A 25,416-nucleotide genomic window follows, 5' to 3' on the forward strand; every position below is an offset into this window, starting at 1 on the left:
TCGGCGGAGTTTCCCGGGCACACCAATATCAGGCGCACCACATGCGATAACGCCGCGGCACTCACTGTTTGCCGGCGACCAGCTTGCGGTTGTTAGATGTCACCAGGTCGACACCGCCGTCGACGACATCGCGGTCGAGCAGCACAACGGGCAGGCGTCCCGCTGCCGCGGCAATCGCCTCGTCGTTACCGCCGCAGGTATTGACGACCAGGCCGTTCACGCCAGCGTCGATAAGCCTGGTGGGCGACTCGGCCTCCTTGGCAGGATCGTTGCCGCTAATGGCCGCCATAAGCGAGCAGCCGCGCGCGGCGGCACTGTAGGTGAGCAGCATCGTTTTTGCGTCTCGAGCAGATGCGATGATGGGCTAGATAGCCGAGTCTTTAGACGGCTCAAAATAGTCGGGATGTAAGGCGATAACCGGGCCCTGTTCCTCGGGCATCAGGTGCAGGTGCGTCTCTGCCAGATAGCTCGCCGTGTCGGTATCGCCCCTCTTAATGGCCTCGAGAATCCGGCGATGCTGCCGACGAATCGGCTCCCAATCCAGATCCTGCGACACCATACGCAACCAGTTGTATCGCTCAAAATGCGTATTGATGCTCTTCATCCAATCCCACAACATATGGCGGCCGGCAATCTCAAAACACGTCTCATGGAATAGGTTGTCCAGATCGAAAAAGCGACGCGTTTCGCTATGGTCGAGCGACTCGGACTCGGCAAGAATCCGCTCGAGCCGATGCTTTTGCTCGGGCGTGGCGGCCGAGCAGCATTTAATAAGCACGCTTCTTTCGAGTTTCTCGCGCAAGAAACAGGCGTTCTCGGCGCGTTCCATGCTGATCTTAGAGACGTAGGTGCCGCTTTTGGGACGCGTTTCCACCAGCTCCTGCTCACGCAGGCGCACAAAGGACTCGCGAATGGGCGTGCGCCCGATTCCCGTCTCCTTTTCCAGACCAATCGCCGAAAGACGTGTGCCGGGTTTGAGCTCGGCATAGATAATCTTGGAGCGCAATGCGTTGTATGCCTGATCTTGCAAGCTCTGATAATGCTGGTGCTGTTCCATAAAGCCCTCGGATGAAGCTCACGGTTTGTCGAATATCGCCACGTAATACTATCGCATCCCCCATTCCCTCAGTTGCAGTGAGATGGGAGAGGTATTTTGCAATGAAGATTGCTCTGATCAACGAGAACTCTCAGAACTCCAAGAACCCAATGATCGAGGCCGCCTTTAAAATGGCCGTCGAGTCCATGAGCCACACCGTCTTTAACTATGGTATGTATGCCGACGCTGGCTCCAAGTCCCTCACCTACGTGCAGGGGACAGATACCCATGCACCATGTCGATGCAAAGCAACCTGCCCCCACGCGCCAAGGGATTGACTAGAGCTCGCAGGCGACCTTGTAGCCATCGCCGATGGCATCGCGGATGTTGCCACACTTCTGGGCATCGCCCAGCACGTGGGCGGCAACACCGGCTGCAGCCAGGTCGTCGGCCAACTTGGTATTGGGACGATAGCCCATGGCAAGCACCAGCGTATCGGCATCGGCGATGGTGTGGACCTCGCCATCCTTCTCGTAGCTGATGGTGTCCTCGGTAATCTCGGTCACCTTGGCCTCGGTCAGCACGTGGACGCCCTTGGAGAGCATGCGCGTGATGAGCACCGCGCGACCGGCACCGCCCTCGTTGGCAGCAAGCGTCTTGGTCATCTCGATGACGGTGACATCGCGATTGGCCGGCGACAGGTCGTTGACCAACGGGGCCAGGTAATCGGCCGTCTCGCAGCCAACGGTGCCGCCGCCCACGATGACGATCTTCTTGCCCGGGAAAGCCTTGCCACCCAGCAGGTCGTCGGCCGTCATAACCTGCTTAAAGCCCTGCATGAAGGCCGGAGCGATGGGCTCGGCGCCATAAGCCAGGACAACCTCGTAACCCGCGTAATCGCGCTGAATGTCCTCGGCAGTAAGCTCGGTGCCAAATACGCACTTCACGCCGACCTCGGCCAGACGACGATACTGGTACTTGATCACGCGCGTGAGTTCCTGCTTTGCCGGCGGAACGGCTGCGATGCGCATCTCGCCGCCTGGTTCGTCCTGCTTGTCCACGAGCACCACGTTGTGGCCGCGCTTGGCGGCAATGTAGGCTGCCTCCATGCCCGCAGGACCAGCGCCCACAACCAGTACATTCTTGGCCTCGGCGGCAGGCTCGTAGCCGGCCTCATCGCGCTCCACGTCCGGGTTGACGGTGCAGGAGATGCGCTTGCCGAACATAATGCCGTTCAGGCAACGCAGGCAGCCAATGCAGGGGCGGATATCGTCGGCGTTGCCTGCAGCGGCCTTGTTGCAGAACTCGGCATCGCACAGATTGGCGCGACCCATCATGCAGATGTCGGCAGCGCCGTCCTCGATCAGCTCCTCGGCAATCCAGGCTTCATTGATGCGGCCGACCGTGGCGACAGGAATGTTGACGTGTTTTTTGATCTCGCGCGAGCAGGCAGCGTGCGAGGCCTGCTGGGTACCGGCGGCGGGAATCGCGGAGCCGCGCTTGATGGTGGTACCGCCCGACACATGAATCATGTCGACGCCAGCCTTCTCCAGACGACGCGAGACGTAGACCATGTCGTTGAGGGTCAGGCCGCCATCGGTGTACTCATCGCCCGAAATGCGGACATCGATGATAAAGTCCTTGCCGCAGCGCTCGCGAATCTCGGCGATGACCTCGAGCAAGAAGCGCATGCGAGCGTCGAGCGAGCCGCCGTACTCATCGGTACGCTTGTTATAGAGCGGGGTCAAAAAACCGCCGAGCATGCCGTGGGCGTGCGCCGCATGGACCTCGACGCCATCGACGCCGGCCTTCTGCATACGCACGGCAGCGTCGCCAAACTGATGTGTGAGCTCGTGGATCTCGTCGACCGTAATAGGACGCGGTGCCTCGCGGGCATAGGACGGTCCCACGAAGGACGGAGCGATCAGGCGCGGCGTGCCCGGAATGTTAAAGGCCATGTAGGCGGGGTGGAAGAGCTGCGGCATGATCTTGCAGCCGTACTCGTGGACGGCCGCGGCGAGCTTTTCCCAGCCGGGGATAAACGTGTCGTCGTAACAGCACATGTCACCCGGCAGATAGGTATAGGTAGGCTCGACCGTCACGACCTCGGTGATGATCAGGCCCACGCCGCCCTTGGCGCGGGCACGGTAATGATCGACCAAGTCATCGGTCACATAGCCATGATCGGCCAGGTTGGTGGACACCGGCGGCATAAAGACGCGGTTCTTGACCTCGGTCGTACCGACCTTGATCGGACTAAAGAGCATCGGGTAGGCGGAGGACTCCATACAGGGTTCCTTTCGTTTGAGCCGCTCGGCGGCGGTTACTGGCTTGTCTATCGTATCAGCAACCGCGCAGTACCCGACCGTACACGCTCTCCCTGTTTCTACTCGACCCACAAAAAATTGCGGTGGAATAGTTCCTGAACGAGGCCCTTAGCGTGCCAAACAGGAACAATGTCGCAGCGAGCGTTGCGTTGGTCTCGTCGCTGGGATGCCTTCGTCGTAGAACATAGTGTTCATGAAGTCGTGAACGGTCCCGTCGTGCATTCAATCGCGCACGATATCAAAGCCAGCGACAATCTTCTTGTGCCACTCAAAGCTGTCGGTGGGGGCGTCGGTAGCGCAGATCATGCAGATGTTGGACGGCTTGATCAGGTTGCGACAGGTAAAGCGGGCACACAGCGCACTCGTTATCCTTTAGGTGAGCGTTCGCCTAACTACCACGGGCTGAAAGGCCTTTTTTCTGTTCAACGGTTGCTGGAGCCGTACCTTGTAGCTATTGCTGATCGCCTGGCGTCCCCGATCGCCGAATTTGAGCGCTTTTATCCAGGTAGGTCATGTCCAGCCGTACATTTTTGGGAGTATTCAGCATCAGAACGCACCGCGCATCGTCCTCGATGCCCCATTTGGTACGCATATTGTGCCCGATCGGCATAAATAAGTGCCGCGATGGCAAATTACACCATTGGCAGTACTTAAAAATAATCATTTTACACCTCATTCGGGGCGTGCCGATGCTGAATACTCTAAAAAATGTACGTCGCAAGAGGGACACCCGCCCAAACGGCTAAATTCCCATAAGTTCACAGCAGCGATCGGCGGCATGGTTTGCGCATGGGTGGCGGCAAGGTCCTCAACCTGCCATGAAATATCGCGTTCGCGCAAGTAATCATGGAAGGCGCGGGCGGTTAAATAGTGCGAATCGTTATAAGGGTCGCCTGTCAAGAGAAACACGCGATCGTCAGCCCCAGAAGCGTGGACCAGATTTGCCGACCGCTCGGCCATAAGGCTGCCTGCCGTCGAACAGTCGGACAAGCTTGCACCCAAACGGCTCGAATGCGGGCGCTCGCCGTCGACGAGCTCAATCACCACGCTCGCCCCCAAATGTGCAAAGCGCCTCGCGAACGAATGCTCGCGAGGCGCCTAGATGTCCGGAGCCTATTTGATATCGTGGCCCAAGTCTTCGGCGATTTTGTCCACGCCTTTAAGCGCAGCACAGGTCTTTTTGTTGGAGCAATGTCCCGTGCAAACGCCACCCTGAGCGCAGTCGGCGCAGGTGCCCTTGCGGTAAATGCGCACGCACACGACAACAAACGCAATGCCGATAACAGCCAGTACAACAATATCGATAGGTGCCATAGCACGCCTCCTCTAGTTAACCACCACTTACTTTATCCCATTCTCCACCTGCAAAAAAGGGATAGGTTTATTTTGGTTGGTTTTATCTGCGGAAACGCCACATCTCAACTTCTGGTGCAAAAGTAACTGGCCCCATGCACCAACTTGGTGCAAAGTAGCCTGACCCCCATACACCAGAAGCCCGGAGGTCGCTGGGACACCCGGGCTTTTGGAAAGGGAGATCTTTATTCTGGCTTAGGCGGAAACCGCGGCAGAAGCGGTGTTGGTCTCATCCTCGTCCGTCCATGCAAAGTGAGGCATGGGGCGGAAGATCTGGAAGAGCATTCCCACCAGCAGCACGAACGCCACAATCGTCCAGAAACCAAACTGGCCAAGCACAATCAACTCGTAGAGCTGGTTGATGATCAGACCAATCACCCAAGCAAAAGCGCACTCATAGCCGATAGCGATGGCGGTCCACTTACCGGAGTTCATCTGGTTGCGGATGGTACCCATAGCCGCAAAGCACGGAGCGCACAGCAGGTTGAAGGCGCCAAATGCCACGCAGGCACCCATCGTGGGGAACATAGCGGCGAACGCGGTCCAAAGACTCGGATCGGTCTCGCCCACATCGCCCACCGAGAGGAGCGAACCGGCGGTCGCGACAACGTTCTCCTTGGCTACGAGACCAGAAACGGTGAGGGCCGTTGCCTGCCAGGTGCTAAATCCAAGCGGAGCAAAGATCCAGGCTACAAGGTTGCCGAGCATGGCGAGCACGGAGTAGTCCATGAACTCCTCGGGAATGCCCTCCATGGAAGGCAGGTAGCCAAAGGCACCCTCGAACATACCAAAGTTGGAGAGGAACCACACCACAACGGTGGAGGCGAAGATGACCGTACCGGCCTTCTTGATAAAGGCCCAGCAGCGCTCCCACACGTGCAGCGCCCAGGAACGAATCGCCGGGAAGTGGTACGCAGGCAATTCCATGACAAACGGGGTCGGGCGGCCGGCAAAGAGCTTGGTCTTTTTGAGCATCAGACCCGAAGCGATGACAGCAAACACGCCAAGGAAGTAGAAGAGCGGAGAAATCCAGCTGGCGCTCGTCGAGGAATCGCCGATGATCGAACCCATGAGCAAGGCGATGATCGGCAGCTTGGCGCCGCAGGGAATGAACGTCGTGGTCATGACCGTCATGCGGCGGTCTTTCTCGTTCTCAATGGTCTTGGTGGCCATGACGCCCGGGACGCCGCAGCCAGAGGAAACGAGCATCGGGATGAACGACTTACCGGACAGGCCGAAGCGACGGAAGATGCGGTCCATGATGAAGGCGACGCGGGCCATGTAGCCGCAGTCCTCCAGGAAGGAAAGCATCACAAAGAGCAGGAACATCTGCGGGACGAAGCCCATGATGGCACCGATGCCGCCCACGATACCGTCGCAGACGAGGGAGTCGACAAGACCGCCGTCCTCGGTGCCACCCGCCACGAGGGCGTCATGCACCGCAGTGGTGATGCCGGGAACGAACGGACCGTAGTCAGCAGGGTCGGGCTCGGCAACATCGAGGTCCTTGACCGCCTGGGCAGCGGTGACGGTAGCAGCAGCCGTACCGGCGTCCTCGTCCTCCTCGACCTCGCCCTTCACGGACGCGGCCTCGGGCTCGGCTGCGATGGTCTTGAGCGCGTCGGCGGCAGCATCGCCGTCCTCGGCATCGACGGCATCGGTGTAGGCGGAGGTGTCCACGCCGGCATCGTCGGCAGCGGAAATGAAGGCGTCGATCTCGGCCTGAGCCTGGGTGTACTCGCCAGCCGCCTCGTCATATGCGTCGCGGCCCTGGCCCAGCACGAACCAGCCATCCGTGCCGAAGAGCTGGTCGTTGGTGAAGTCGGTCACCGTGCCACCAAGCGTGGAAACGGCGATGTAGTAGACGGCAAACATGATCACGACGAAAATCGGCAGACCGAGGATGCGGTTGGTAACCACGCGGTCGATCTTCTCAGAAGTGGTCATCTTGGCCGGAGCCTTGGAGAGGCACTCGTCGATGATATGGGCGATCACGCCGTAGCGCTCGCCGGTGATGATGGACTCGGCATCGTCGTCGCAGTCCTTCTCGCACTGGGCGATGAGCTGCTCCACGCGCTCGGCATGGTCCTTCGTGAGGTTGATGAGCTTGCACGCAGCTTCATCGCGCTCAAACAGCTTGACCGCGTAGTAGCGGCGCTTCTCGGCCGAAACGCTTGCAGGAAGCAGATTCTCGATATGGGTGAGAACGTCCTCGATAGCGGAGTCGAACTTGTGCTCAGGCACGCGACCCTTAGTAGCGGCAGACTTCTTGACCTGCGCGAACAGCTCATCGATGCCCTTGTTCTTAAGAGCCGAGATCATGACGACAGGGCAGCCCAAACGATCGGAGAGCTTCTTGACGTCAATCTTGTCGCCGGACTTCTCCACGAGGTCGGCCATGTTGAGGGCAGCCACGACGGGCAGACCCGTCTCGATGACCTGGAGAGCCAGGTACAGGTTGCGCTCGAGGTTGGTGGCGTCGATCACCTGGACGACGACATCGGGCTCACCGCTCATGAGGTAGTCGCGCGAGCACTGCTCCTCGGGGCTGTAGGGCGACAGTGAATAGATACCGGGGAGGTCCGTGATGGTCACGCTCTTGTCGCTCAAGAGCTTGGCTTCCTTTTTCTCAACCGTGACGCCCGGCCAGTTGCCAACATAGCCGTTGGCACCGGTAATCAGGTTGAATAGCGTGGTCTTGCCGCAGTTGGGGTTACCCGCAAGAGCAACATGGATCTGAGAATCCGCCATGCAATCCTTCTTCCCATTGCGCTCGGACTGCTTCCATGCCGTCCGAGTTGGATGTATTTAAGTTAGAAATTACTAACTTTACCTGCAAAAATGTTCGTTTAGGTCAACTTACTGAACCTCGACGACAGCCGCCTCTTCCTTACGGATAGACAGCTCGTAGCCGCGCACGTTGATCTCGACAGGATCACCCAACGGTGCGACCTTGACGACGGTGAACGGCGTGCCTTTGATGAGGCCCAGGTCCATAAGGTGACGGCGCAGTGCACCCTCTCCGTGCAGCTTCACGATCGTGGAGCCCTCGCCCACCTTGACGTCTCCCAGAGTTTTCATTGCATCCCCCTTCCGGATACTCGTGTTCGCGATTTACGTATCACCTTCACGCACGAGAATCTTGGCCACCGGTGCGCATTCGGCCGCCAAGAATCTCGATGCGAAATGTGCTTGGATAGGCTAGGCAGCGACGGTCATGACGTGTTGGGCAACCTTGGTGTCCAAGCCAAAGCGCGCGCCCAAGATAGTGACGATGATATTTGCCCCGCTCGAGCTCACCACGTGAACCTCGCTGCCCTCGACAAAGCCGATGTCATTGAGGTGACGCTTCATGTCATCGCCGCCTTTGACGCGGGAAACCTTGACGGTCTCGCCCGCCTTGACCAGCGAAAGGGGCAGTGCCGGCATCATGGGTTTGTTCGTCATGTCGCTTCCATCCTTTGCGTACATTGAGCGGTCTTTTGACAATGCCTGCATGCCAAAAAGTTAGCCTCTCTATGTTCACTATAGCAAACTAGCACGTGGTTAACTTTTTGGGAAGGCTTGCGCGGCTATTTTTAAAAATGTTTCTATTGGCTAACGCTTGACGCTGTTGGATACTTTTAGCGAATACCCCCTACGCCTTGGCAAATATCCCCCGTTGACCCGGCCCGATTGCGAGGTTATGATTTCGCCTGCGGAATGAATGTCTCCGCTGGGCCAAACCGGGCACGTTACCAGGCCGAGCCCTAAACCGCCTTGTTGCTGATGACTTCTGCTGTCTTGCATTGCCCTGGGCAATCGCCATGCAGCAGAAGTCTTTTTTATTAAGGAGCGAAACGATGGTAGGAACCAGCATGGACCATAAACTAAGACATGCCGCCAGAACCTACGGCGGTCTGCTGATTATGGGGGTCGCGGCCATCCCCATCGGCCTTATCATCGGCGCAATAGACGCTATCTTTGGTCGCGCGCTTTTGGCAATCGGATCTTTTCGAGATGCACATCTTATATTTCTCTTGCCGTTTCTAGCCCTCGCCGGCCTCGCCATCGCCTTTTGCTATAAAACATGGGGCAAGAACACCAGTCGCGGCATGAGTCTTGTGTTCGATGTGGGCCACGGACGCGAAGAGAGCATCTCGCTGCGCCTGGTGCCGCTCATCATGGGCGGCACATGGATAACGCACCTCTTTGGCGGCAGCGCTGGACGCGAAGGCGTAGCCGTACAGATCGGCGCCACCGTCTCGCACTGGATCGGGCGCAAACTGCCATTCAAACATCCTGGCAATACCTTCCTGCTTATAGGCATGGCGGCGGGATTCGCCGGGCTTTTTCGCACGCCGCTTGCCGCAACAGTCTTTGCCCTCGAAGTGCTCGTGGCAGGCCGCTTGGAGTATCGCGCGCTATTTCCCGCACTGATCGCGTCACTTGTCGCAAGTGCAACCTCGGGCGCCCTGGGACTCGAGAAGTTCGAGGTCGCTCTCACCGCAACGGTCTCGCTCGATGCTACGGGAATCACTCGACTTGCCATCCTGGGTGTTGTCTTTGGCATCGTTGGCGGCGCCTTTGCTTGGTGCCTCGCCCATGCCAAAACCCTTGCGGGGCGTCTGGCACCCAACCCCTACGTTCGCATCGGCGTTATCGGTGTGGCCCTTTCGATACTCCTCTTTGCCCTGTGGCAGGGACGTTACTGCGGACTTGGCACCAATCTGATTTCGGCAGCCTTCGCAAACGGCGCCACCATCTACTCCTGGGATTGGATCGCTAAATTCATCCTCACTATCGTCACGCTTGCCGCCGGTTACCAGGGCGGCGAAGTAACGCCCCTGTTCTCCATCGGCGCCAGCCTGGGAATTGCCATATCGGGACTTGTTGGTATCGACCCTCTTCTTTGCGCGGCGCTTGGATACACCGCGACGTTCGGCGGCGCTACCAATACGTTGCTCGCACCCATCTTCATCGGTTGCGAGGTCTTTGGATTTAGCTACCTTCCGGCGTTCTTTATCGTCTGCGCCGTCGCATATCTCTTCAACATGGATAAATCAATCTATACGCTGCAGGAACGCGCCTAAAAAATGAGGCAAGGTCTTGACGACCTTGCCTCATTTTCTTGTATTGGTTTTAGCTCAAACCCGACCCTACAGCAGACGCAGGGAAACATCCTTGAGCTGCGCGCCAGAGACGGCGCTCGGGGCGGCCGACATGAGGTCGGAGCCGCTCGCCGTCTTGGGGAACGCCATGACGTCGCGGATGGAGCTGGAGCCGGCAAGCAGCATGCACACGCGGTCGAGACCCAGCGCAAAGCCGCCCATGGGGGGCGCACCAAACTTGAGCGCCTCAAGCACAAAGCCAAACTGGGACTCTGCGCGCTCCTCGGTAAAGCCGAGCAGCTTGAGCATGGCCATCTGCATATCGGCGTTGTGGATACGCATACCGCCACCGCCAGCCTCAAAGCCGTCCATGACAAAGTCATACGTAAAGGAGCCGGCTGTCAGAGGATCGGCCTCGATCTTGGAGATATCGCTCTCGGTAGGCAGCGTAAAGGGCTGATGCTCGGCGGCATACGCCTTGCGCTCCTCGTCCCAGTGGAACAACGGGAAGTTGACAACCCACAGGAAGTCGTGGCCCTCGCGCTCGATATTCAGGGCACCGGCCATGTGGCTGCGCATGCCGCCCAAAATCTCGTCAGAAGCAAGACGCGGACCAGCAGCGAACATCACCAGGTCGCCAGGCTCGACATCCATGCGCTCACGCAGGGTCGCCATCTCCTCATCGGAGAAAAACTTGACGATGGGGCTGTTCATGGAACCATCCTCGCGGAAGGCGATCCAAGCCAAGCCCTTGGCGCCAAACTTGGCGGCAACGTTGCCCAGCTTGTCGATCTGTGCGCGCGGCCAGGTGCCAGCGCCCTTGGCGTTAATGGCCTTGACCACATGGCCCTCGGTGTTTGCAGCGCTTGCAAACACCTTGAACTTGGAATCGGCAAACACGTCGGTGAGGTCAACCAGGTGCATACCGTAACGAGTATCGGGCTTGTCGGAACCATAGGTGTCCATGGCGTCCCAGTACTGGATGCGACGAAGCGGCGTGGGGAGATCGACGCCCATGCGACCAAAGGCGTCTGCCAGCACCTCCTCGAGGGCGCTCATCACGTCATCCTGGTCCACGAAGGACATCTCGATATCCACCTGAGTGAATTCAGGCTGGCGATCGGCGCGAAGGTCCTCGTCGCGGAAGCATTTAGCAACCTGGTAGTAGCGCTCAACACCACCGACCATGAGCAGCTGCTTCAGAAGCTGCGGGCTCTGCGGCAGGGCGTAGAAGTTGCCCGGCTGGATGCGGCTGGGAACAATAAAGTCGCGGGCGCCCTCGGGCGTGGACTTGAACAGGCAAGGCGTCTCGACTTCCATGAAGTCGCGGTTGTGCAGCGCCTCGCGGATAGCAAAGGTAAAGTCGGAGCGCAGGCGCAGGTTTGCCATCATCTCGGGACGACGGATGTCCAGGTAACGGTAGCGCAGACGCGTGTCCTCGCTGGTCTCGATACCATCCTCAATCTGGAAAGGCGGGGTCATGGAGGTGTTGAGCACCTCGGCGTGATCGGTCAGGACCTCGATCTCGCCGGTTGCGAGCTTGGTGTTGGTAGTCTCCTCGCCACGGGCGCGCACGACGCCGTGGATCTTGATGGGCCACTCGGGACGCATGGTCTCGGCGATCCTGAAGGCGTCGCCGTCGGAGTGCTCGGGATCGAACGTGAGCTGCGTAATGCCCTCGCGGTCGCGAAGGTCGCAGAAAATAAGGCCACCGTGATCGCGGCGGCGGCTTACCCAACCAGTAAGGGTAACCTCCTCGCCCACGTTCTCGCTGCGAAGTTCACCGCAGGTGTGCGTGTGCATGGAGTGCTCGTCAATGGGACGAGTGCTGGTGTCTGCCACAGATATCTCCTTTTTTGATCTGCGCCGCCCCGTGTCGTACGGGCGGCTGGCGTACAGATTGCCGGAGCGTGTAGACAGCGCGATCCGGCACGGCGTACTAGTCTAACGCGAAACGCATCTCTCTGCCGCAAAAATGTGCAGACACATGGCGAGTCTTAACACAGTCGCAACCACAAAACCCAAAGCTCTGCGAAGGGCAACGCGTATCTTCCCCGCTCAACGATGCATACGGTGCATGGAACGCATATGACATCACAAACGGTTCCTGCCTCAAACGCTCCATTGCGCTACAGTGGTCCAAACCGATCGCAAGGAGCCCCCATGACCGCATCGTTCAAATCTTCCCGCGCCGCCAACGAACAAGAGCACCGCACCGCCGATATGCGCCTCATCGTGATGGATATCGACTCGACGCTCATCAATGAGGAAGTCATTGACCTGCTGGGCGAGGAAGCGGGCGTCGGCGAGCAGGTTGCGGCGATCACCGAGCGCGCGATGCGCGGCGAAATCGATTTCAAGCAAGCGCTCGAAGAGCGCGTGGGGCTTCTTGCGGGCCTTGAACAGGAAGTGTTCGACCGCACCTTTGAGCGCGTGACATTCACGCCGGGCGCACTCGAGCTAGTGCAGGTAGCGCATGCGCGCGGATGGAAGGTCGGCGTGGTAAGTGGCGGCTTCCACGAGGTCGCCGACCGCATCGTCGAGACGGCAGGTATCGACTACTGTCTGGCAAATCGCCTGGAGGTACAAGGCGGCAAGCTCACAGGCAAACTTGCGGCAGAAATCGTCACGCGCGAGCGCAAGCTCGACGCCCTTCGCTCATGGGCGCAGGAGCTCGGCCTTCCCCTGTCCCAAACGGTCGCCATGGGCGACGGGGCAAACGACATCCCCATGATCCAGGCCGCGGGCACTGGCATCGCGTTTTGCGCCAAACCCAAGACCCGCGAGGCAGCCCCGTTTACCATCGACGAGCGCAACCTGATGCTCGCCATGGACATCATCCTGCGCGACTAGCTGATCTGTCTAACAATTGAATCAGTCTGTCCTATAGTTTCCGAACAATTTTGTCTTAGTGTTCGGAAACATACCCTTTGAGTGCTAGACTTTGCGCCGTCGAAGGGAACATATATGGATAAGCGAGATCTTGAGCAGCTGCTGAGCGATGTTGCCAGCGGATCAGTCACCCCGGCAGTCGCCCTTACGCGCATCCAGACGGCTCCGACCGCCGATTTGGGCTTTGCGCAGCTCGATCTTTCGCGCGGAGTGCGCCAAGGGGCCGGGGAGGTTGTCTACGGCGCCGGTAAAACCGCCAAGCAGATTGCCGCCATTATCGAAGCACTGCGCGATGCCGGCCAGGAGCGTATCCTGGTCACGCGCCTGGACGCCGAGAAGGCAGCCCGCACCTCGGAGCTCCTCGACAATGGCATCGAACTGGGATATGTCCCGGACGCGCAGCTCGCCCTCGTGGGCGGCAAGCCCTCCCCCACCGGCAACGGACGCATCGTCGTCGCCTGCGCCGGCACGAGCGATCTGCCCGTCGCCGAAGAGGCGGCACTGACGGCCGAGTTCTACGGCAACGAGGTCGACCGCCTCTACGACGTAGGTGTCGCCGGCCTGCACCGCCTGCTCGCTCATGCCGAGGAACTCGCCCAGGCGCAGGTGGTCATCGCCATCGCCGGCATGGAGGGCGCCCTGGCGAGCGTTATCGGCGGCCTGGTGAGCTGTCCGGTCATCGCCGTTCCCACCAGCGTGGGCTATGGCGCGAGCTTTGGCGGCGTGGCCGCACTGCTCGCCATGCTCAACTCCTGCGCCAGCGGCGTTTCGGTCGTCAACATCGACAACGGCTTTGGCGCCGCCTATCAGGCAAGTCTTATCAATCATCTGAGCGCCGGCACGCCCTGCGCCCGTTAAGGAGCATTCCATGTCCAACCATCAGCACACGCTTATCATCGACGGCACCTCGGGCATCAGCGGCGACATGACCGTCGCGGCCCTGCTCGACCTGGGCGCCAGCGAGGAGCATCTGCGCGAGCAGCTCGCCACGCTGCCGGTCGACGGCTTTACGATCGCCGTCACGCGCGTAAACAAGCATGGCATCGACGCCTGCGATTTCGACGTTCGGCTAGCAGAAGAGCTCGAGAACCACGACCACGATATGGCATGGCTCTACGGCAACGAAGCGGCCGCCGAGCACACACACGAGCACGAGCACCACCATCATGACCATGGCGAGCACGAGCACTGCCACGAGCATGACCACGAGGCCCACGCCCATGGCCACGAGGACCATCATCACGCCCACCACCATCACCGTTCTTTGGCGGACGTCACCGCCATCATCGACGGCTCGCAGATGAGCAACGGCGCCAAACGTCGCGCCCTCGCCATCTTTACCGCGCTCGCCGTTGCCGAGGCCAAGGCACACGGCAAAACGCCCGAGACCGTCATGTTCCACGAGGTGGGCGCTGTCGACTCCATCGTCGACGTCTGCTCTGTCGCCATCTGCCTCGACGACCTGGGTATTGAGGATATCGTGGTCGAGTCGCTCTCCGAGGGCCACGGAACCATCCACTGCGCCCACGGCCTCATGCCCATTCCCGTCCCCGCTGTCGTCAATCTGTGCCAGGCGGGCAATATCGCCCTCACGCCCGCACCGGTCGCAGGAGAGCTCGTAACGCCCACGGGCGCCGCCATCGTCGCCGCGCTGCGCACGTCCGAGCACCTGCCGCCACGCTACCGCATCGAAGCCGTCGGCTACGGCGCCGGCAAACGCCCCTACGAGGGCTGCTCCGGCACGCTCCGCTGCCTGCTCGTTCACGCGGACGCATAGCCATGGACGCCCGCAAGGCAAAAAGCCGCGCCGCCATCGTTTCGGCATTCTCCGAATTGCTGTGCGAAGAAGACTACGGCAAGATCACCGTCGGCGACATCATCGCACGCGCTCGCGTGGGCCGCGCAACGTTCTACGGACTCTTCAAGAGCAAAGACGACCTGCTCGCCGAGCTCGTATGCGATATCTGCACCCATGCCCTCGACGATGACGGTACGCCCCTCGATGACCCACTCGTACAGGTCGAGCATATCCTTAGCAACCTGTGGGATCGTCGTCAGGGCGTACGGGCACTGGTGGCCGGCGCCGGCTCGCGCGTCTTCGCCGACAGCCTTCGCAAGACCATCGTGGCCCGAGCAACCGAGGCCCTACCCGTCAACCCGCAGGGCCCAGCAGCCACCATGGACCGAAGCTTTCTCCTCCACCACATAGCCTCAAGCTTCGTAGGAATGGTCCAATGGTGGGCCTGGCACAACTTCCAAGCCAACAAAGCCGACGTAGCCAAAGACTACCTCTCAGCCATAAAGCCCCTCTTCAGCTAAACACCCCATCCCATTCCAAGGCGTCACCCCCTCCCAAAGTACCGCCCTCATCCCAAGGCCCCCAACAACAAAGCGCCCCTCCCATCCAAATTCAGATATATATGTTGGGTTGCCTGTTCCAACGCGACCAAGATCCCGCAGCTGCCCGCATGGGGTAACTTCCCGGTGCATTCCGCAGGACGCAAGAAGCCCTCGCCGCACGAAGTGCGCAGCGAGGGCTTCTTGCATGTCCGAGGACGCACCGGGAAGTTACCCCATGCGGGCAGCGGACAACTATGTAACCTTGGACTAGAACATGCCCAAGAAACCATGCACAAACAGTGCAGCCGCAATAGCACCGACAAACGGAGCGATGCCAGGAACGAGCAGGCCGTACTTCCAGTTGTTGTCGGCCTTGTTCTTGATCGGCAGCACCTGATAGGCCATGCGAGGACCAAGGTCACGAGCCTGGTTCATGGCGAAGCCGGTGATACCGCCCATGCCCATGCCAACAGCCCAAACGATCAGACCGACGCAGATAGCGAGCATCAAAACGTTCTCGCCGGCGCGGCTAGCAGCAGCAAGGATGGCGCTGATGAACACAAAGGTGCAGATAGCCTCGCAGAAGAAGTTGCGGGCATAGTTCGTACCCTCGGTGGTGGGGTTGGTCGAGAAGATATTGCGCTGGGCAATGGGGTCGACGACGCCCTCGGAAGCCTTGAACTCATCGGCATACATGAGCCATGCGATGCAGGCGCCCACGAAGCCGCCAAGCATATCGGCAAGCATGAAGGGAATGCAGCTGCTCCACGGCACCAGGCCTACGATGCACTGGGCAAGCACCATAGCCGGGTTCATGCACACGGCGCCGCCAAAGACAAACAGGCAGACCGAGATGCCAAAAGACCAGGTGGTGATGGCAAACATATGACCGGAGCCCTGATACTTGGTGCCCTTAAGCACGGTATCGCAGTGCACGCCCACGCCAAAGATGATCATGAGGGCCGTTGCGCCGAATTCGCAGAGGAGTTTGGTAAGCATAAAACCTTATCTTTCTTGTCGGTTATAAACGATTCGTTTAGGCCGCGCACTAGTGCTGCGCGACGACAACGCCCAGGCCATCGGGAATGACGGCCACCTTGGCATCGGCACCCTTCATCTCAAAGGCGAGCTTGAGCGCCTCCTCGATAGTGTTGACCGGCGTCATGTGCATATCCTTGAGCATCTGGTGATCGCACAGATCGGTAACCATAATCACAGGGTGATGCGCCAGGATGCGGGCGAAAATCTGGCTCGTCCACTGGTCGGGCAGGGTCTCGTCCTTGGGACGATCGATACAGGCACGCTCAAACTCCGCCGGATCGTTGTCGGCGATGTTGTGATAGAAGCCCTCGCCACCGTGACCGTCGGCACAACCGGCGACGTCGATGATCACGCCACCCTCGGGAAGCGTGGCCTCGGCAGAGCACATGCCCTTCACGGCCTGGTAGATGTTCTGGTCGAGCGGGTAGCCGCCGTTGGTGGTAATGGCAATCTCGCACTCGACGGGCTCAACGCCGGCAAGGCTCTTCACAAACTCGCAGCCAGCCTCGTGCGCTTTGTGGATATCGCCGGCAAAGGAGCCAATGACCTCGTGCTTGCCGTTAAGCACCACGTTGAGCACAAAGGCAAGGTGAGCCATCTCGGCAGCAGCAAACATGTCCTCGCTCACGTGGTTGTGGCACAGGTTGCCAGCACGCGAGTGGGAATCATTCACAAACTGACCGTTGTGGTTGTACATGATGGTCTTGTAGCTGGCGATGCCGGGCAGGACGGACTTGCGGCTACCAGAAAAACCGGCAAAGAAGTGCGGCTCAATAAAGCCCTCGGCAAGCAGCAGATCGCAATCGGCGGCAATCTTGTTGATGATGCACTCGCCGCCAGAAGGCAGGGTGCCGATCTTCTTCATCATGCTGTCGTCAGTCGCGACGTGCATAACGATTTCCTCGTTGGCAACGATCTCCTCGCCGTACTTGTTGACGAGCTCCTCGTGCGTCGACGGACGATGCATACCCGTAGCAACCAGAATGCGAACGCGCGCCTCAGGTGCAGCAGAGTGGATGTGATGCAGCAGAATAGGCATCGTCACACGCGAGGGAACGGGGCGCGTATGGTCGGAGCTAATGATGACAATATCCTTTTTGCCAGCACAAAGCTCCTCGAGCGAAGGCGAGCCATAAGGGTTGGCAAGCGACTCCTCTACCAGCTCTTCCTGCGATTTCGTAGTCTTAAACTCGTTTTGATGACCTTCCATCACACCAGCGAAGCTCCTATCCTCGAGCTCCAGATGCAGCGTCTTGTGGTCAAACGGCAGTTCACATTCAAACAACGACGAACGCCCTCTTCCTTTCAACTGACACACTAGCAAACCGTTGAGAGGATACGCCGCTCGCCAAAAAATGCCACCGTTTGCTCACCCGTTAACAGAACGTTCATATTAGAATGCTAGAAAACGGCCGCAGCCTCAAAGAGGACCGCGGCCGCATGCACATAGGCGCTAGGCGCGAACGCCCGCCGGGACAGACCCCCTCCAAAACGCGCAAAGCGCGCCGCTCTTCTTTTTAGCTTTAATCCCAGAAGAACGAGGGCGAAGGGGGCCGATGAGAGCCACAGGGCTATCGATTACCCCGTGTTTTGCAATCCCGCCGAGACACCGGTCACAGTCGAAAGAATCAGACTCATGTACTCGGCCTTCGCCTCTTCCGAAAGCTGGTCTTGGTTCATACGCACCTCGCGCAGCGCGCGAACCTGCGCAAGCGAAAGCGCATCGACGTACGGATTGCGCACGCGCACGGCGCGGCCCAACACGCGACGACCCTGCAGGGGCCAATCATCGCCGGTGATAGCAAGCGTCCACTTACGCGTGAGCTGCATCTCTTCAAAGACCTTGGACGCCAGGTCATCGCGATCGCCCAAAGCCAAATACATCTTGGCAATGCGACCGTCGGTCTTGGCAATCGACATCTCGATATTATCGATAAACGTCGAGAACAGCGGCCACTCAGCATAGGCGCGACGCAACAGGTCCAGGTCATCCAGCTTCTCGCATGCGGTACCCAAGCCATACCACGCGGCAAGATTGATGCGCGCCTGCGACCAGCTAAAGACCCAAGGAATCGTGCGCAAGTCGTCAAGCGATTTCGCGCCCAGGCCGCGCTTTGCCGGACGGCTGCCGATAGGCAGCAGGCCAACCTCGGTCAGCGGCGTCACCGTCGAGAACCATGGGGCAAAATCGTCGGTACCCAGCAGATCAAGATAGCGCTCATGGGCCGCCCGGTTCAGGCGCTCCGCCATATCGGCGAACTCTTCCGTCATGCGCGTATTGGTGCGCTCGATGCTCGGAGCCGAATTGAGCAGCGTTGCCGCGGCGACGCTCTCCACGTGCCGCTGAGCAAGCGTTTGGTTGCCGTAACGCGCAAAGATGATCTCGCCTTGCTCGGTCACCTTGAAGAAACAGTTCACCGATCCCGCAGGCTGCGCCAACACGGCACGGTTTGCCGGGCCGCCGCCGCGACCCACAGCGCCGCCACGACCGTGCATGAGCACAAGGTCGATGCGGTTCTTCTCGGCCCAGTGGGCGATGCGCTCCTGCGCCGCGTGCAGCGCGAGCGTCGCCGTGGTGGGACCGGCGTCCTTCGAGGAGTCCGAGTAGCCAAGCATGACCTCCATGCGGCGGCAGGTCTGTGCCAAACGCGCCTGGACCGCAGGCAGCTCGAGCATCTGATCGAGCACGTCGACGCAGCCCTCAAGGTCCTCAAGCTGCTCGAACAGCGGAATGACATCGAGGGCTGGCACGTCCTCGCTATGAGCGAAGGCAAGACGCGCTAGCTCATAAACATCGGCCACGTGTTGAGCGCTCTTGGTAAACGAGATGATGTAGCGGTGTGCCATCTTCTTGCCATAGCGGCGCTGAATGGAGCCGATGGCGCGGAAGGTGTCCAGGACCTCGCGCGTCATGGGCTGCAGGTCGCCGTTCACTCCGTGCTCGCGAATGTCCGCAAGGGCGCGGGCGTGCACTACCGAGTGCTGGCGGAATTCCATCTCCACCATGTGGAAGCCAAAGGTCTCCACCTGCCAGATAAGTGTCTGCACCGGGCCATATGCGGCGCGCACGGCGCCTGCCTTCGCCAGCGAGCGCTGGACAACGCGCAGGTCAGCCAAGAATTCCTCAGCACTACGGTACATAGTGTCTGCGTTGCGCGACACCGTCGCTTCAAGACGCGAAGCCATGACGATCATCACCGCACGATGCGGCTCGGATGCCGAAATATCACGTGCGCGCGAAGTAAGAACTTCGCTCATCTCCACCTGATGATTCCATAGGTTGAGCAGCTCCTCAGAAGGCTCGGTGTAGCCAGTCTGGAGAGTCAGATTGCGGCCGACGCGCATGCACTTATGCGCAAGCGTCGCCACCATATGACTCGAGAACTTAGCTGCCACCTGTCGGCTCACCTTGGCAGTCACATTAGGATTGCCGTCTCGGTCCGATCCAATCCAGCTGCCCGGATGGAAAAAGGCCGGGCACACCGGGGTCACGCGACCGGCACGCTCGCCCAAAATCCAGTCGTCAAAACGACGATAGATGCGCGGTACCGTTTCGAACAACGTGTTGTCAAAGATATCGATGATGGTATCGGCTTCTTCGACAGGTGTCGGCTTTTTGATGGCAATGGGCGAGGTGCGCACCAGCGCGTCAATCTCCTGGAGCAGGTGGCGCTCGTTTTCAACGAGGTCCGATCCACCCAGGCGCGGACGCTCGGAAAGAAGCGCCGAGATGCGACGGATCTTTCCTTCAACGGCTTTGCGGCGTGCCTCGGTAGGATGCGCGGTGAAGACCGGGTGGAACTCCAAGCGATTGAGCAACTCAGTCGCACGCGCCGCTCCGGCTTCTTCCACCAGCTGATGATAGGCAACGGTGAGTTCATTGCCGGGGTCGACATCCATGTCGGTGCTCACGCCCTGTTCGCGCTCATGCAGCGCTTCGACGCGATAGTTTTCCTCGGAAAGATTTGCCAGGTGGAAGAAGGCGGTAAAGGCGCGCACAACAACTTGAGAGCGCTCTACCGGCAGCGAGTCAAGCAGCTCTACCGCGGCACGGAAAGCACGGCCGCTATTGCTTGTGGACAGAGGGATGCCCTCGCCATCAACGGGTTCGTCCGCGGCGGCACGGCCCGGATCGCCCTCGTTTGCAGCGATAACATAAGAAAGCAGCTTGTCGAATAGCTCGCAAATCGACGGATCGTATTCCGTGAGCACTCGACGCTCCAGGCGCAGGAACAGCGCCAAATTATCGCGGAGAGTATCAGGGATATCGATCTCGGTTAGCGGGGTGGCAGCGGTATCCGGCAAAGCCTCCGTCGAGACTGCGGAATTTTGTGCGACCGATTCGGCTGTGGGCTCGCTCATATCAACGCTCCATTCTGCATTGTTCCACGCTATCGGGTTATGCGTCACTGGGGTGTTAGTATAAGCGCCCTATTTCACAAACGGCAAACGCTTGAGTAAAACGGGGCTATCTCTAGACCATGGAAATCGTTTAGAAATACTCAACTGCCATTTGTAGACAGATATCAATAAATGTCGCCAAATAGCTTCTTTTCTCCCGTTCCAAGCCGTCTATAAAATACTACCGCAATAAAACAATTCGAAGTGCGTACCTTAAATCAAAAATGGTAAGTATACCTATTGATTAACCCCCTGCAATCCTGGTGGTTTTGTCGTCTAAAACAGGTGTCTACTCTGCATTATCAATTTAGGGTACGCACTTCGACAAGTTTTGATTTGAGTGCCCCGATTCGAGCGTTTTTTCGGCCGGTGCAGTGGCTTCTACATAGCGCGCGGCGGCACAGCAGCAAAAAAGCGGCTGCGCATCGCGCAGCCGCCTACAACACAAGCAGCAATCAGCTATATAACGCCGCCACACTACAGGCGCGACGAAACCTCGGCGACCACGGCATCGCGCGAAACGAGAACTTCCTCGTGGCTTGCCATATCGCGCAGCTTGACCTTGCCCTCTGCAAGCTCATCGGCACCAACGACCACCATAAGAGAAGCGCCCAATTTATCGGCCTGCTTGAACTGGGCCTTGAGCGAACGGCCCTGGTAGTCGGCCTCGGCATGAATACCCGCAGCACGCAACTCGTTGCTCACGGCAAAGACATCGCCGCGCTGATCGGCAGAAACATTCGCAACATACACACAGGGAGCGGCCACCGTGATCATGCTTCCGCCAAACGCCTCGAGGGCCAGCAGCGCGCGCTCAAAGCCCACGGCAAAGCCAACGCCCGGAGTATGCTTGCCACCCTCGAGCTCGACCAGGCCATCATAGCGACCGCCGCCGCCAATAGAGCCAACGCCAGCGCCCGGAGCCTCGACCTCAAAAACGGTACGCGTATAGTAATCGAGGCCACGCACGAGCGTCGGATCCTCGACATACTGAATGCCGGCGGCATCGAGATATCGCTTGACCTGCTCGTAGTGCTCACGGCACTCGTCGCACAGATGCTCACGCATAAGCGGGGCATCAGCCATGATCTCGCGACAGTGGTCGTTTTTGCAATCAAAGGCGCGCAGCGGGTTGATCTCTGCGCGCTCGCGGCACTCGTCGCACATTTCGTCCGCATGATCCAAAATAAACTGGCGCACCTGGTCGCGATAGGCAGGACGGCACGCGGGGTCGCCCATCGAATTGATAAGCAGGCGAAGCTTGGACAGATCAAAGCCCAAGCGCTTGTAGAACTCCATAAGCATGATGATGCACTCGGCATCTGCTGCGGAATCGGGGGCGCCCAGCCACTCGATGCCTACCTGGTGGAACTGGCGCAAGCGGCCCTTCTGCGGACGCTCGCCGCGAAACATCGCCTCGGCGTAGTACGCCTTGAACGGAGCGGCGCCCTGAGGCACCAGATTGTTCTCCACCACAGAACGCACAACGCCGGCGGTACCCTCGGGCCGCAGAGCCAGGCGCTGCTTTGCCTTGAGCTTGGCGTCGGTACCCTCTTCCAGCACGCGCGCGAAGTTGGCGCCCGAGAACACGCGGAACATCTCCTTGCGCACCACATCCGTAGACTGGCCAATACCATGCACAAAGACGTCAACCTGCTCGATGGCAGGAGTCTCGATGGGCTCGAAGCCGTACGGCTCAAATACGCTGGCGGCAACTTCTTGCATGTGCTGCCACGCGCGCATCTCGCTACCGATCAGATCTTTAGTACCTTCTGCCTTCTGTGCCTGCATGGAGCACACCTTTCTTTTTGCACATTCAAACGCTCAACATTATAGAGGATACGCAACCGACCACTTCACGTGCATCATTTTCGACGCAGAAATGCGAAATGCGTTTCCGAGAGCACGACCGAGAGGAAAATCAGCGCAAAACCAAACAGCAGACGGCCGGTAAGCACCTCGCCGCCCAACAGCACAGAGAAGAGCACGCCCGAGGGCGACTCGAGAGAGAGCAGCAACGAGCCGGTCGAAGAGGGAACGTGCGCCAATCCCAAGTTTTGAACGAGCATGCCCACGCAGGTGCACATCACCGCCAAGAACAAAACAGTACCAACGAGAGACGGCGTAAACGTCGACAGCGGAGGAATCTGCTCGGTGAGCAGCCAGCCTGCAACGCAAAGCAACGCCACCACCAAAAACATCCAAAACGTTATGGCATTCACATCGAGATTACGGCCGAACTTAGCAGCAATCACGATTTCGATTGCAAAAAAGACCGCGCCCGCGAGCGTCAAGAGGTCACCCTTTCCCACGGTAAAACTGTCGAGCGCCACAAATGCGATGCCCGCAAGACACAAAAATGCCGCTCCCAGGTTATAGCGCGTAAGCTTCTCGCCCATCACCGTATGGCCGATAAAGGGCACAAGTACGCAATATGTTCCCGTCAAGAACGCGTTCTTTCCCGCCGTGGTATCGACAAGCCCCACGGTTTGCAACACGTACGCAGCCCAAAGCGAGGTGCCCATCAAAAGGCCGGCGACGATATACGTCCGGTTGAAGTGGGCACGAATGCGGCGGAAAAACAGGATGAGCATGATGAGCGCAGCGATGAGAAAACGACAGGCAAGCAGCAGATACGGCGGCAGTGCATCGAGGACGTCTTTCATCATGCAAAAGGAAAAACCCCACATGAGCGCCATGGCAACGAGTATAAGCTTCCAAAACAGAGGCGAACGGGCACCCGCGCCGCGCAGCTCGCCGGGAGATCGATCCTCACGATCCACCGGCACTCCGTCGTCAAACGGCTTTGCATCCGAAATATCCAGCTTGTTGGCCACAGCCCTCTTCTCCCATAAACATGACAATCAAACCTGAGGTATTGTCACACAAAAAAGGGCCTCGGAGCACCCTCCGAAACCCTTCTCGAAATCAAAATGAGTGTTGCCTCTTACGCGCGGCCCACAGAACCCAGGTTCTCCATGCGGATCTTAACGATATCCGTAATCTCGGCCATGCCCTCGCGACCCGGCTTCTTGGGATCGAAGCACTCGGGATTCTCGGCCATATAGCGCATGAAGCCCTTGGTGAAAGCCTGACGCAGCTCGGTGGCGTAGTTGACCTTGCAGATGCCGTTCTTGATGGCCTCGGCGACCTGCGCGTCGGGCACGCCAGAGGTGCCATGCAGGACCAGCGGGATATCGAGCTTGGAAGCGATGGCCTTGACCACGTCCTGCTGAATGTGCGGGGTGCCCACATACACGCCGTGCGCGGTACCCACGCCGATGGCGAGGCTCGTGCAGCCGGTGCGCTCCACGAACTCAACGGCCTCGTCGGGATCGGTGTAGGGATTTTCGCCCTCGACTGCCGGACCGTCGTCCTCCTTGCCGCCAACCTTGCCAAGCTCGGCCTCCACGGGGACACCCATGGCGGCACCAGCATCGGCAACCAGCTTGGTGAGAGCGATGTTGTCCTCAAACAGCTCATGGCTGCCGTCGATCATGACGGAGGTGTAGCCGCAGCGAAGAGCCTGCATGCAGCGGTTGTAACCGTCACCGTGATCCAGGTGCAGCGCAACGGGGACCTCGGTGCGCTCGGCAGCGGCCTTGACCATGCCGTAGAAGTAATCGAGACCGGCAGTCTTGATGGTGCCCGGAGTGGTCTGCATGATGACGGGAGACTTGGTCTCCTCGGCAGCCTTGAGCACAGCCATGACGAACTCGAGGTTCTCGACGTTAAAGGCACCCACGCCGTAGTGGTTCTTCCTTGCGTCGAGCAGCATCTCCTTGGTGGTAACGAGCATGTTCGCTCCCTTCTGCACGGGGCAGTTCCCGGCATCGCGGCACCGCGCATCCCCGCGCGAGCCAAACGTTGATGCCATTGTATAAAATCCACTCTCTACCTGCGAAGTCATCATCAAGCAGAACCCGAGTCATTCATAAGCAAACGCAACCGCCAACCATTCCCTCCCCTTGGGTACCGCCTGCTTTTAGAACCCCACCTCCATAGCCACCCTTTGCATTTGCACAAAAGATAAGCAAACGATATGCTTTTTCTTGCGTAATACGAAAATAAAGCAAAATAGAATCTGCACATTTCGCCTGAACAGCCGGAGACCACTATGAGCAACACCGCCCATACCTTTGCCGAGGAGCGGCGCGCAGCCATCCTCGGCATGCTCGAGCACTCGGCATCCGTACAAGTCGCAGAGCTCGCACGGGCCTTTGGCGTTTCCGCCGTCACTGCCCGAGCCGACCTTGACTCCCTCGAAGCGGCGGGAAAGCTGCGGCGCACGCACGGCGGTGCCGTTTCGCTGCAAAAAGCGCTGACCGTCTCCATCCAAGACAAGCGTATCAATCTCAACGTCGCCGCCAAACAAGCTATCGCGCAAGCAGCCATCGGGCTCGTCGAAGACGGCGACTCGATCATTGTCGACTCCGGTACCACTGCCCTCGAGTTCGTGCGTGCCCTTACCACGCGTCGCGACATCACGGTTATCACCGCCGATGTCACCATCGCCAACTATATCGACGACAGCCTTCCCCAAACCGATGTGATCTTGTTGGGCGGAACCCTGCGAAAAGGTCATCGTTATCTCTATGGACCACTTGCCCTGCGCGCGCTCGAAGTCCTTCACGCCGACAAAGCGTTCCTGTGCCCCACCTCATTTGTTCCCAACCGCGGGCTCATGACCAACTTCGAACAGATGGCGCAGATTAAAAGTGCTTTTATCGAGGCGGCATCGGCCTCGATCGCTCTCATCGACGCAACAAAGGCCGACGCGGGCGGCCTTATGCTCTTTGCACCATTGAACAAAATTGACGTCATAGTCATGGACCATGACCCCCAAGGCATCCTTGCTCAAGAGATTGCCGAATATGCCGAGAGAGGCGAGCAGGCGCCACGTCTACTTGTCGCCTCGTAGCGCTTCGATGCCTAT

The 25,416-nt window shown here is 59.0% G+C and carries 23 protein-coding genes; 7 read left to right on the forward strand and 16 right to left on the reverse strand.

The features are described from left to right. Nucleotides 1-61: 61 nt before the first annotated feature. A complete protein-coding gene (locus HF320_RS08085; RefSeq protein WP_169277845.1) occupies nt 62-331 on the reverse strand; it encodes a type 1 periplasmic-binding domain-containing protein in 270 nt (89 codons plus the stop codon). Nucleotides 332-364: 33 nt separating this feature from the next. Further along, nucleotides 365-1,057: a GntR family transcriptional regulator gene (locus HF320_RS08090; protein ID WP_169277846.1), complete on the reverse strand. Its 693-nt coding sequence runs from the start codon at nt 1,055-1,057 to the stop codon at nt 365-367. 101 nt (nt 1,058-1,158) lie between these two features. On the opposite strand from HF320_RS08090, the gene HF320_RS08095 reads away from it, so the two are divergent. Continuing rightward, nucleotides 1,159-1,374, forward strand: coding sequence for an RpiB/LacA/LacB family sugar-phosphate isomerase (locus HF320_RS08095; RefSeq protein ID WP_169277771.1), 216 nt, complete (start codon nt 1,159-1,161; stop codon nt 1,372-1,374). Here HF320_RS08095 and HF320_RS08100 read toward each other — a convergent pair whose 3' ends face one another. The 7 genes from HF320_RS08100 to HF320_RS08130 form a co-directional block, all read right to left on the reverse strand. Continuing rightward, complete coding sequence (locus HF320_RS08100; RefSeq protein ID WP_169277847.1) at nt 1,375-3,324, reverse strand: NAD(P)/FAD-dependent oxidoreductase; 1,950 nt, start codon at nt 3,322-3,324, stop codon at nt 1,375-1,377. 261 nt (nt 3,325-3,585) lie between these two features. Continuing rightward, complete coding sequence (locus HF320_RS09160) at nt 3,586-3,732, reverse strand: glucuronate isomerase (protein ID WP_169277961.1); 147 nt, start codon at nt 3,730-3,732, stop codon at nt 3,586-3,588. A 303-nt stretch (nt 3,733-4,035) separates the two neighbouring features. Continuing rightward, nucleotides 4,036-4,410: a hypothetical protein gene (locus tag HF320_RS08110; protein ID WP_211159025.1), complete on the reverse strand. Its 375-nt coding sequence runs from the start codon at nt 4,408-4,410 to the stop codon at nt 4,036-4,038. Between the two features lie 66 nt (nt 4,411-4,476). Continuing rightward, entirely contained in the window at nt 4,477-4,677 is a 201-nt protein-coding gene (locus HF320_RS08115) for a hypothetical protein (RefSeq protein WP_169277848.1), read from the reverse strand. 234 nt (nt 4,678-4,911) lie between these two features. Next, nucleotides 4,912-7,467 carry a ferrous iron transporter B gene (gene feoB / locus HF320_RS08120; protein ID WP_169277849.1) on the reverse strand — a complete coding sequence of 852 codons (2,556 nt, stop codon included), beginning with the start codon at nt 7,465-7,467 and terminating at the stop codon, nt 4,912-4,914. A 108-nt stretch (nt 7,468-7,575) separates the two neighbouring features. After that, nucleotides 7,576-7,797: a FeoA family protein gene (locus HF320_RS08125; RefSeq protein WP_169277850.1), complete on the reverse strand. Its 222-nt coding sequence runs from the start codon at nt 7,795-7,797 to the stop codon at nt 7,576-7,578. 120 nt (nt 7,798-7,917) lie between these two features. Then, the gene (locus HF320_RS08130) at nt 7,918-8,163 is read right to left on the reverse strand and encodes a FeoA family protein (protein ID WP_248276675.1); all 246 of its coding nucleotides are present in this window, start codon (nt 8,161-8,163) and stop codon (nt 7,918-7,920) included. Between the two features lie 410 nt (nt 8,164-8,573). Between HF320_RS08130 and HF320_RS08135 the strand changes: the two genes are divergently transcribed. Next, nucleotides 8,574-9,788 (forward strand): chloride channel protein, encoded by a 1,215-nt coding sequence (locus HF320_RS08135; RefSeq protein ID WP_211159026.1) that lies wholly within the window; start codon nt 8,574-8,576, stop codon nt 9,786-9,788. A 66-nt stretch (nt 9,789-9,854) separates the two neighbouring features. Here HF320_RS08135 and aspS read toward each other — a convergent pair whose 3' ends face one another. Next, on the reverse strand, nt 9,855-11,609 hold the full coding sequence (gene aspS / locus HF320_RS08140) for an aspartate--tRNA ligase (RefSeq protein WP_169277963.1): 1,755 nt from the start codon (nt 11,607-11,609) through the stop codon (nt 9,855-9,857). Between the two features lie 360 nt (nt 11,610-11,969). Between aspS and serB the strand changes: the two genes are divergently transcribed. From serB to HF320_RS08160, 4 genes are all read left to right on the forward strand, one after another. After that, nucleotides 11,970-12,659: a phosphoserine phosphatase SerB gene (serB, locus tag HF320_RS08145; protein WP_169277852.1), complete on the forward strand. Its 690-nt coding sequence runs from the start codon at nt 11,970-11,972 to the stop codon at nt 12,657-12,659. A 114-nt stretch (nt 12,660-12,773) separates the two neighbouring features. Beyond that, nucleotides 12,774-13,556, forward strand: coding sequence for a nickel pincer cofactor biosynthesis protein LarB (gene larB / locus HF320_RS08150; protein ID WP_169277853.1), 783 nt, complete (start codon nt 12,774-12,776; stop codon nt 13,554-13,556). A 10-nt stretch (nt 13,557-13,566) separates the two neighbouring features. Beyond that, nucleotides 13,567-14,475 carry a nickel pincer cofactor biosynthesis protein LarC gene (larC, locus tag HF320_RS08155; protein WP_169277854.1) on the forward strand — a complete coding sequence of 303 codons (909 nt, stop codon included), beginning with the start codon at nt 13,567-13,569 and terminating at the stop codon, nt 14,473-14,475. Between the two features lie 2 nt (nt 14,476-14,477). Beyond that, nucleotides 14,478-15,017, forward strand: a complete 540-nt coding sequence (locus HF320_RS08160; protein ID WP_169277855.1) for a TetR/AcrR family transcriptional regulator — start codon at nt 14,478-14,480, stop codon at nt 15,015-15,017. 288 nt (nt 15,018-15,305) lie between these two features. Here HF320_RS08160 and larD read toward each other — a convergent pair whose 3' ends face one another. The 6 genes from larD to HF320_RS08190 all read right to left on the reverse strand — a co-directional run bounded on the left by larD (nt 15,306) and on the right by HF320_RS08190 (nt 24,279). After that, the gene (gene larD / locus HF320_RS08165; protein WP_169277856.1) at nt 15,306-16,037 is read right to left on the reverse strand and encodes a D/L-lactic acid transporter LarD; all 732 of its coding nucleotides are present in this window, start codon (nt 16,035-16,037) and stop codon (nt 15,306-15,308) included. A gap of 49 nt (nt 16,038-16,086) precedes the next feature. Continuing rightward, nucleotides 16,087-17,364: a nickel-dependent lactate racemase gene (gene larA, locus HF320_RS08170; protein ID WP_169277857.1), complete on the reverse strand. Its 1,278-nt coding sequence runs from the start codon at nt 17,362-17,364 to the stop codon at nt 16,087-16,089. 293 nt (nt 17,365-17,657) lie between these two features. Beyond that, complete coding sequence (locus HF320_RS08175; protein WP_169277858.1) at nt 17,658-20,441, reverse strand: phosphoenolpyruvate carboxylase; 2,784 nt, start codon at nt 20,439-20,441, stop codon at nt 17,658-17,660. Nucleotides 20,442-20,957: 516 nt separating this feature from the next. After that, on the reverse strand, nt 20,958-22,271 hold the full coding sequence (hisS, locus tag HF320_RS08180; RefSeq protein WP_169277859.1) for a histidine--tRNA ligase: 1,314 nt from the start codon (nt 22,269-22,271) through the stop codon (nt 20,958-20,960). 74 nt (nt 22,272-22,345) lie between these two features. Beyond that, nucleotides 22,346-23,317 carry a DMT family transporter gene (locus tag HF320_RS08185; RefSeq protein ID WP_349290721.1) on the reverse strand — a complete coding sequence of 324 codons (972 nt, stop codon included), beginning with the start codon at nt 23,315-23,317 and terminating at the stop codon, nt 22,346-22,348. Between the two features lie 110 nt (nt 23,318-23,427). Beyond that, nucleotides 23,428-24,279, reverse strand: a complete 852-nt coding sequence (locus HF320_RS08190) for a class II fructose-bisphosphate aldolase (RefSeq protein WP_169277861.1) — start codon at nt 24,277-24,279, stop codon at nt 23,428-23,430. A 318-nt stretch (nt 24,280-24,597) separates the two neighbouring features. Here HF320_RS08190 and HF320_RS08195 point away from each other — a divergent pair, with 318 nt between their 5' ends. Beyond that, a complete protein-coding gene (locus tag HF320_RS08195; RefSeq protein ID WP_169277862.1) occupies nt 24,598-25,401 on the forward strand; it encodes a DeoR/GlpR family DNA-binding transcription regulator in 804 nt (267 codons plus the stop codon). Nucleotides 25,402-25,416 lie beyond the last annotated feature (15 nt).

Origin of the sequence: Collinsella acetigenes (genome assembly GCF_012844445.1) — a bacterium.
Taxonomy (GTDB): domain Bacteria; phylum Actinomycetota; class Coriobacteriia; order Coriobacteriales; family Coriobacteriaceae; genus Collinsella; species Collinsella acetigenes.

Excerpts from the sequence above, each read along its gene's own strand:
- HF320_RS08130 (WP_248276675.1), bottom strand. The coding sequence starts at position 8,163 with ATGACGAACAAACCCATGATGCCGGCACTGCCCCTTTCGCTGGTCAAG.
- HF320_RS08125 (WP_169277850.1), bottom strand. The coding sequence starts at position 7,797 with ATGAAAACTCTGGGAGACGTCAAGGTGGGCGAGGGCTCCACGATCGTG.
- HF320_RS08090 (WP_169277846.1), bottom strand. The coding sequence starts at position 1,057 with ATGGAACAGCACCAGCATTATCAGAGCTTGCAAGATCAGGCATACAAC.
- hisS (WP_169277859.1), bottom strand. The coding sequence starts at position 22,271 with ATGCAGGCACAGAAGGCAGAAGGTACTAAAGATCTGATCGGTAGCGAG.
- HF320_RS08085 (WP_169277845.1), bottom strand. The coding sequence starts at position 331 with ATGCTGCTCACCTACAGTGCCGCCGCGCGCGGCTGCTCGCTTATGGCG.
- HF320_RS08135 (WP_211159026.1), top strand. The coding sequence starts at position 8,574 with ATGGACCATAAACTAAGACATGCCGCCAGAACCTACGGCGGTCTGCTG.
- HF320_RS08190 (WP_169277861.1), bottom strand. The coding sequence starts at position 24,279 with ATGCTCGTTACCACCAAGGAGATGCTGCTCGACGCAAGGAAGAACCAC.
- HF320_RS08195 (WP_169277862.1), top strand. The coding sequence starts at position 24,598 with ATGAGCAACACCGCCCATACCTTTGCCGAGGAGCGGCGCGCAGCCATC.
- larC (WP_169277854.1), top strand. The coding sequence starts at position 13,567 with ATGTCCAACCATCAGCACACGCTTATCATCGACGGCACCTCGGGCATC.
- serB (WP_169277852.1), top strand. The coding sequence starts at position 11,970 with ATGACCGCATCGTTCAAATCTTCCCGCGCCGCCAACGAACAAGAGCAC.
- feoB (WP_169277849.1), bottom strand. The coding sequence starts at position 7,467 with ATGGCGGATTCTCAGATCCATGTTGCTCTTGCGGGTAACCCCAACTGC.
- HF320_RS08115 (WP_169277848.1), bottom strand. The coding sequence starts at position 4,677 with ATGGCACCTATCGATATTGTTGTACTGGCTGTTATCGGCATTGCGTTT.
- HF320_RS08100 (WP_169277847.1), bottom strand. The coding sequence starts at position 3,324 with ATGGAGTCCTCCGCCTACCCGATGCTCTTTAGTCCGATCAAGGTCGGT.
- larB (WP_169277853.1), top strand. The coding sequence starts at position 12,774 with ATGGATAAGCGAGATCTTGAGCAGCTGCTGAGCGATGTTGCCAGCGGA.
- larD (WP_169277856.1), bottom strand. The coding sequence starts at position 16,037 with ATGCTTACCAAACTCCTCTGCGAATTCGGCGCAACGGCCCTCATGATC.
- aspS (WP_169277963.1), bottom strand. The coding sequence starts at position 11,609 with ATGCACACGCACACCTGCGGTGAACTTCGCAGCGAGAACGTGGGCGAG.
- HF320_RS08175 (WP_169277858.1), bottom strand. The coding sequence starts at position 20,441 with ATGAGCGAGCCCACAGCCGAATCGGTCGCACAAAATTCCGCAGTCTCG.
- HF320_RS08160 (WP_169277855.1), top strand. The coding sequence starts at position 14,478 with ATGGACGCCCGCAAGGCAAAAAGCCGCGCCGCCATCGTTTCGGCATTC.
- HF320_RS08095 (WP_169277771.1), top strand. The coding sequence starts at position 1,159 with ATGAAGATTGCTCTGATCAACGAGAACTCTCAGAACTCCAAGAACCCA.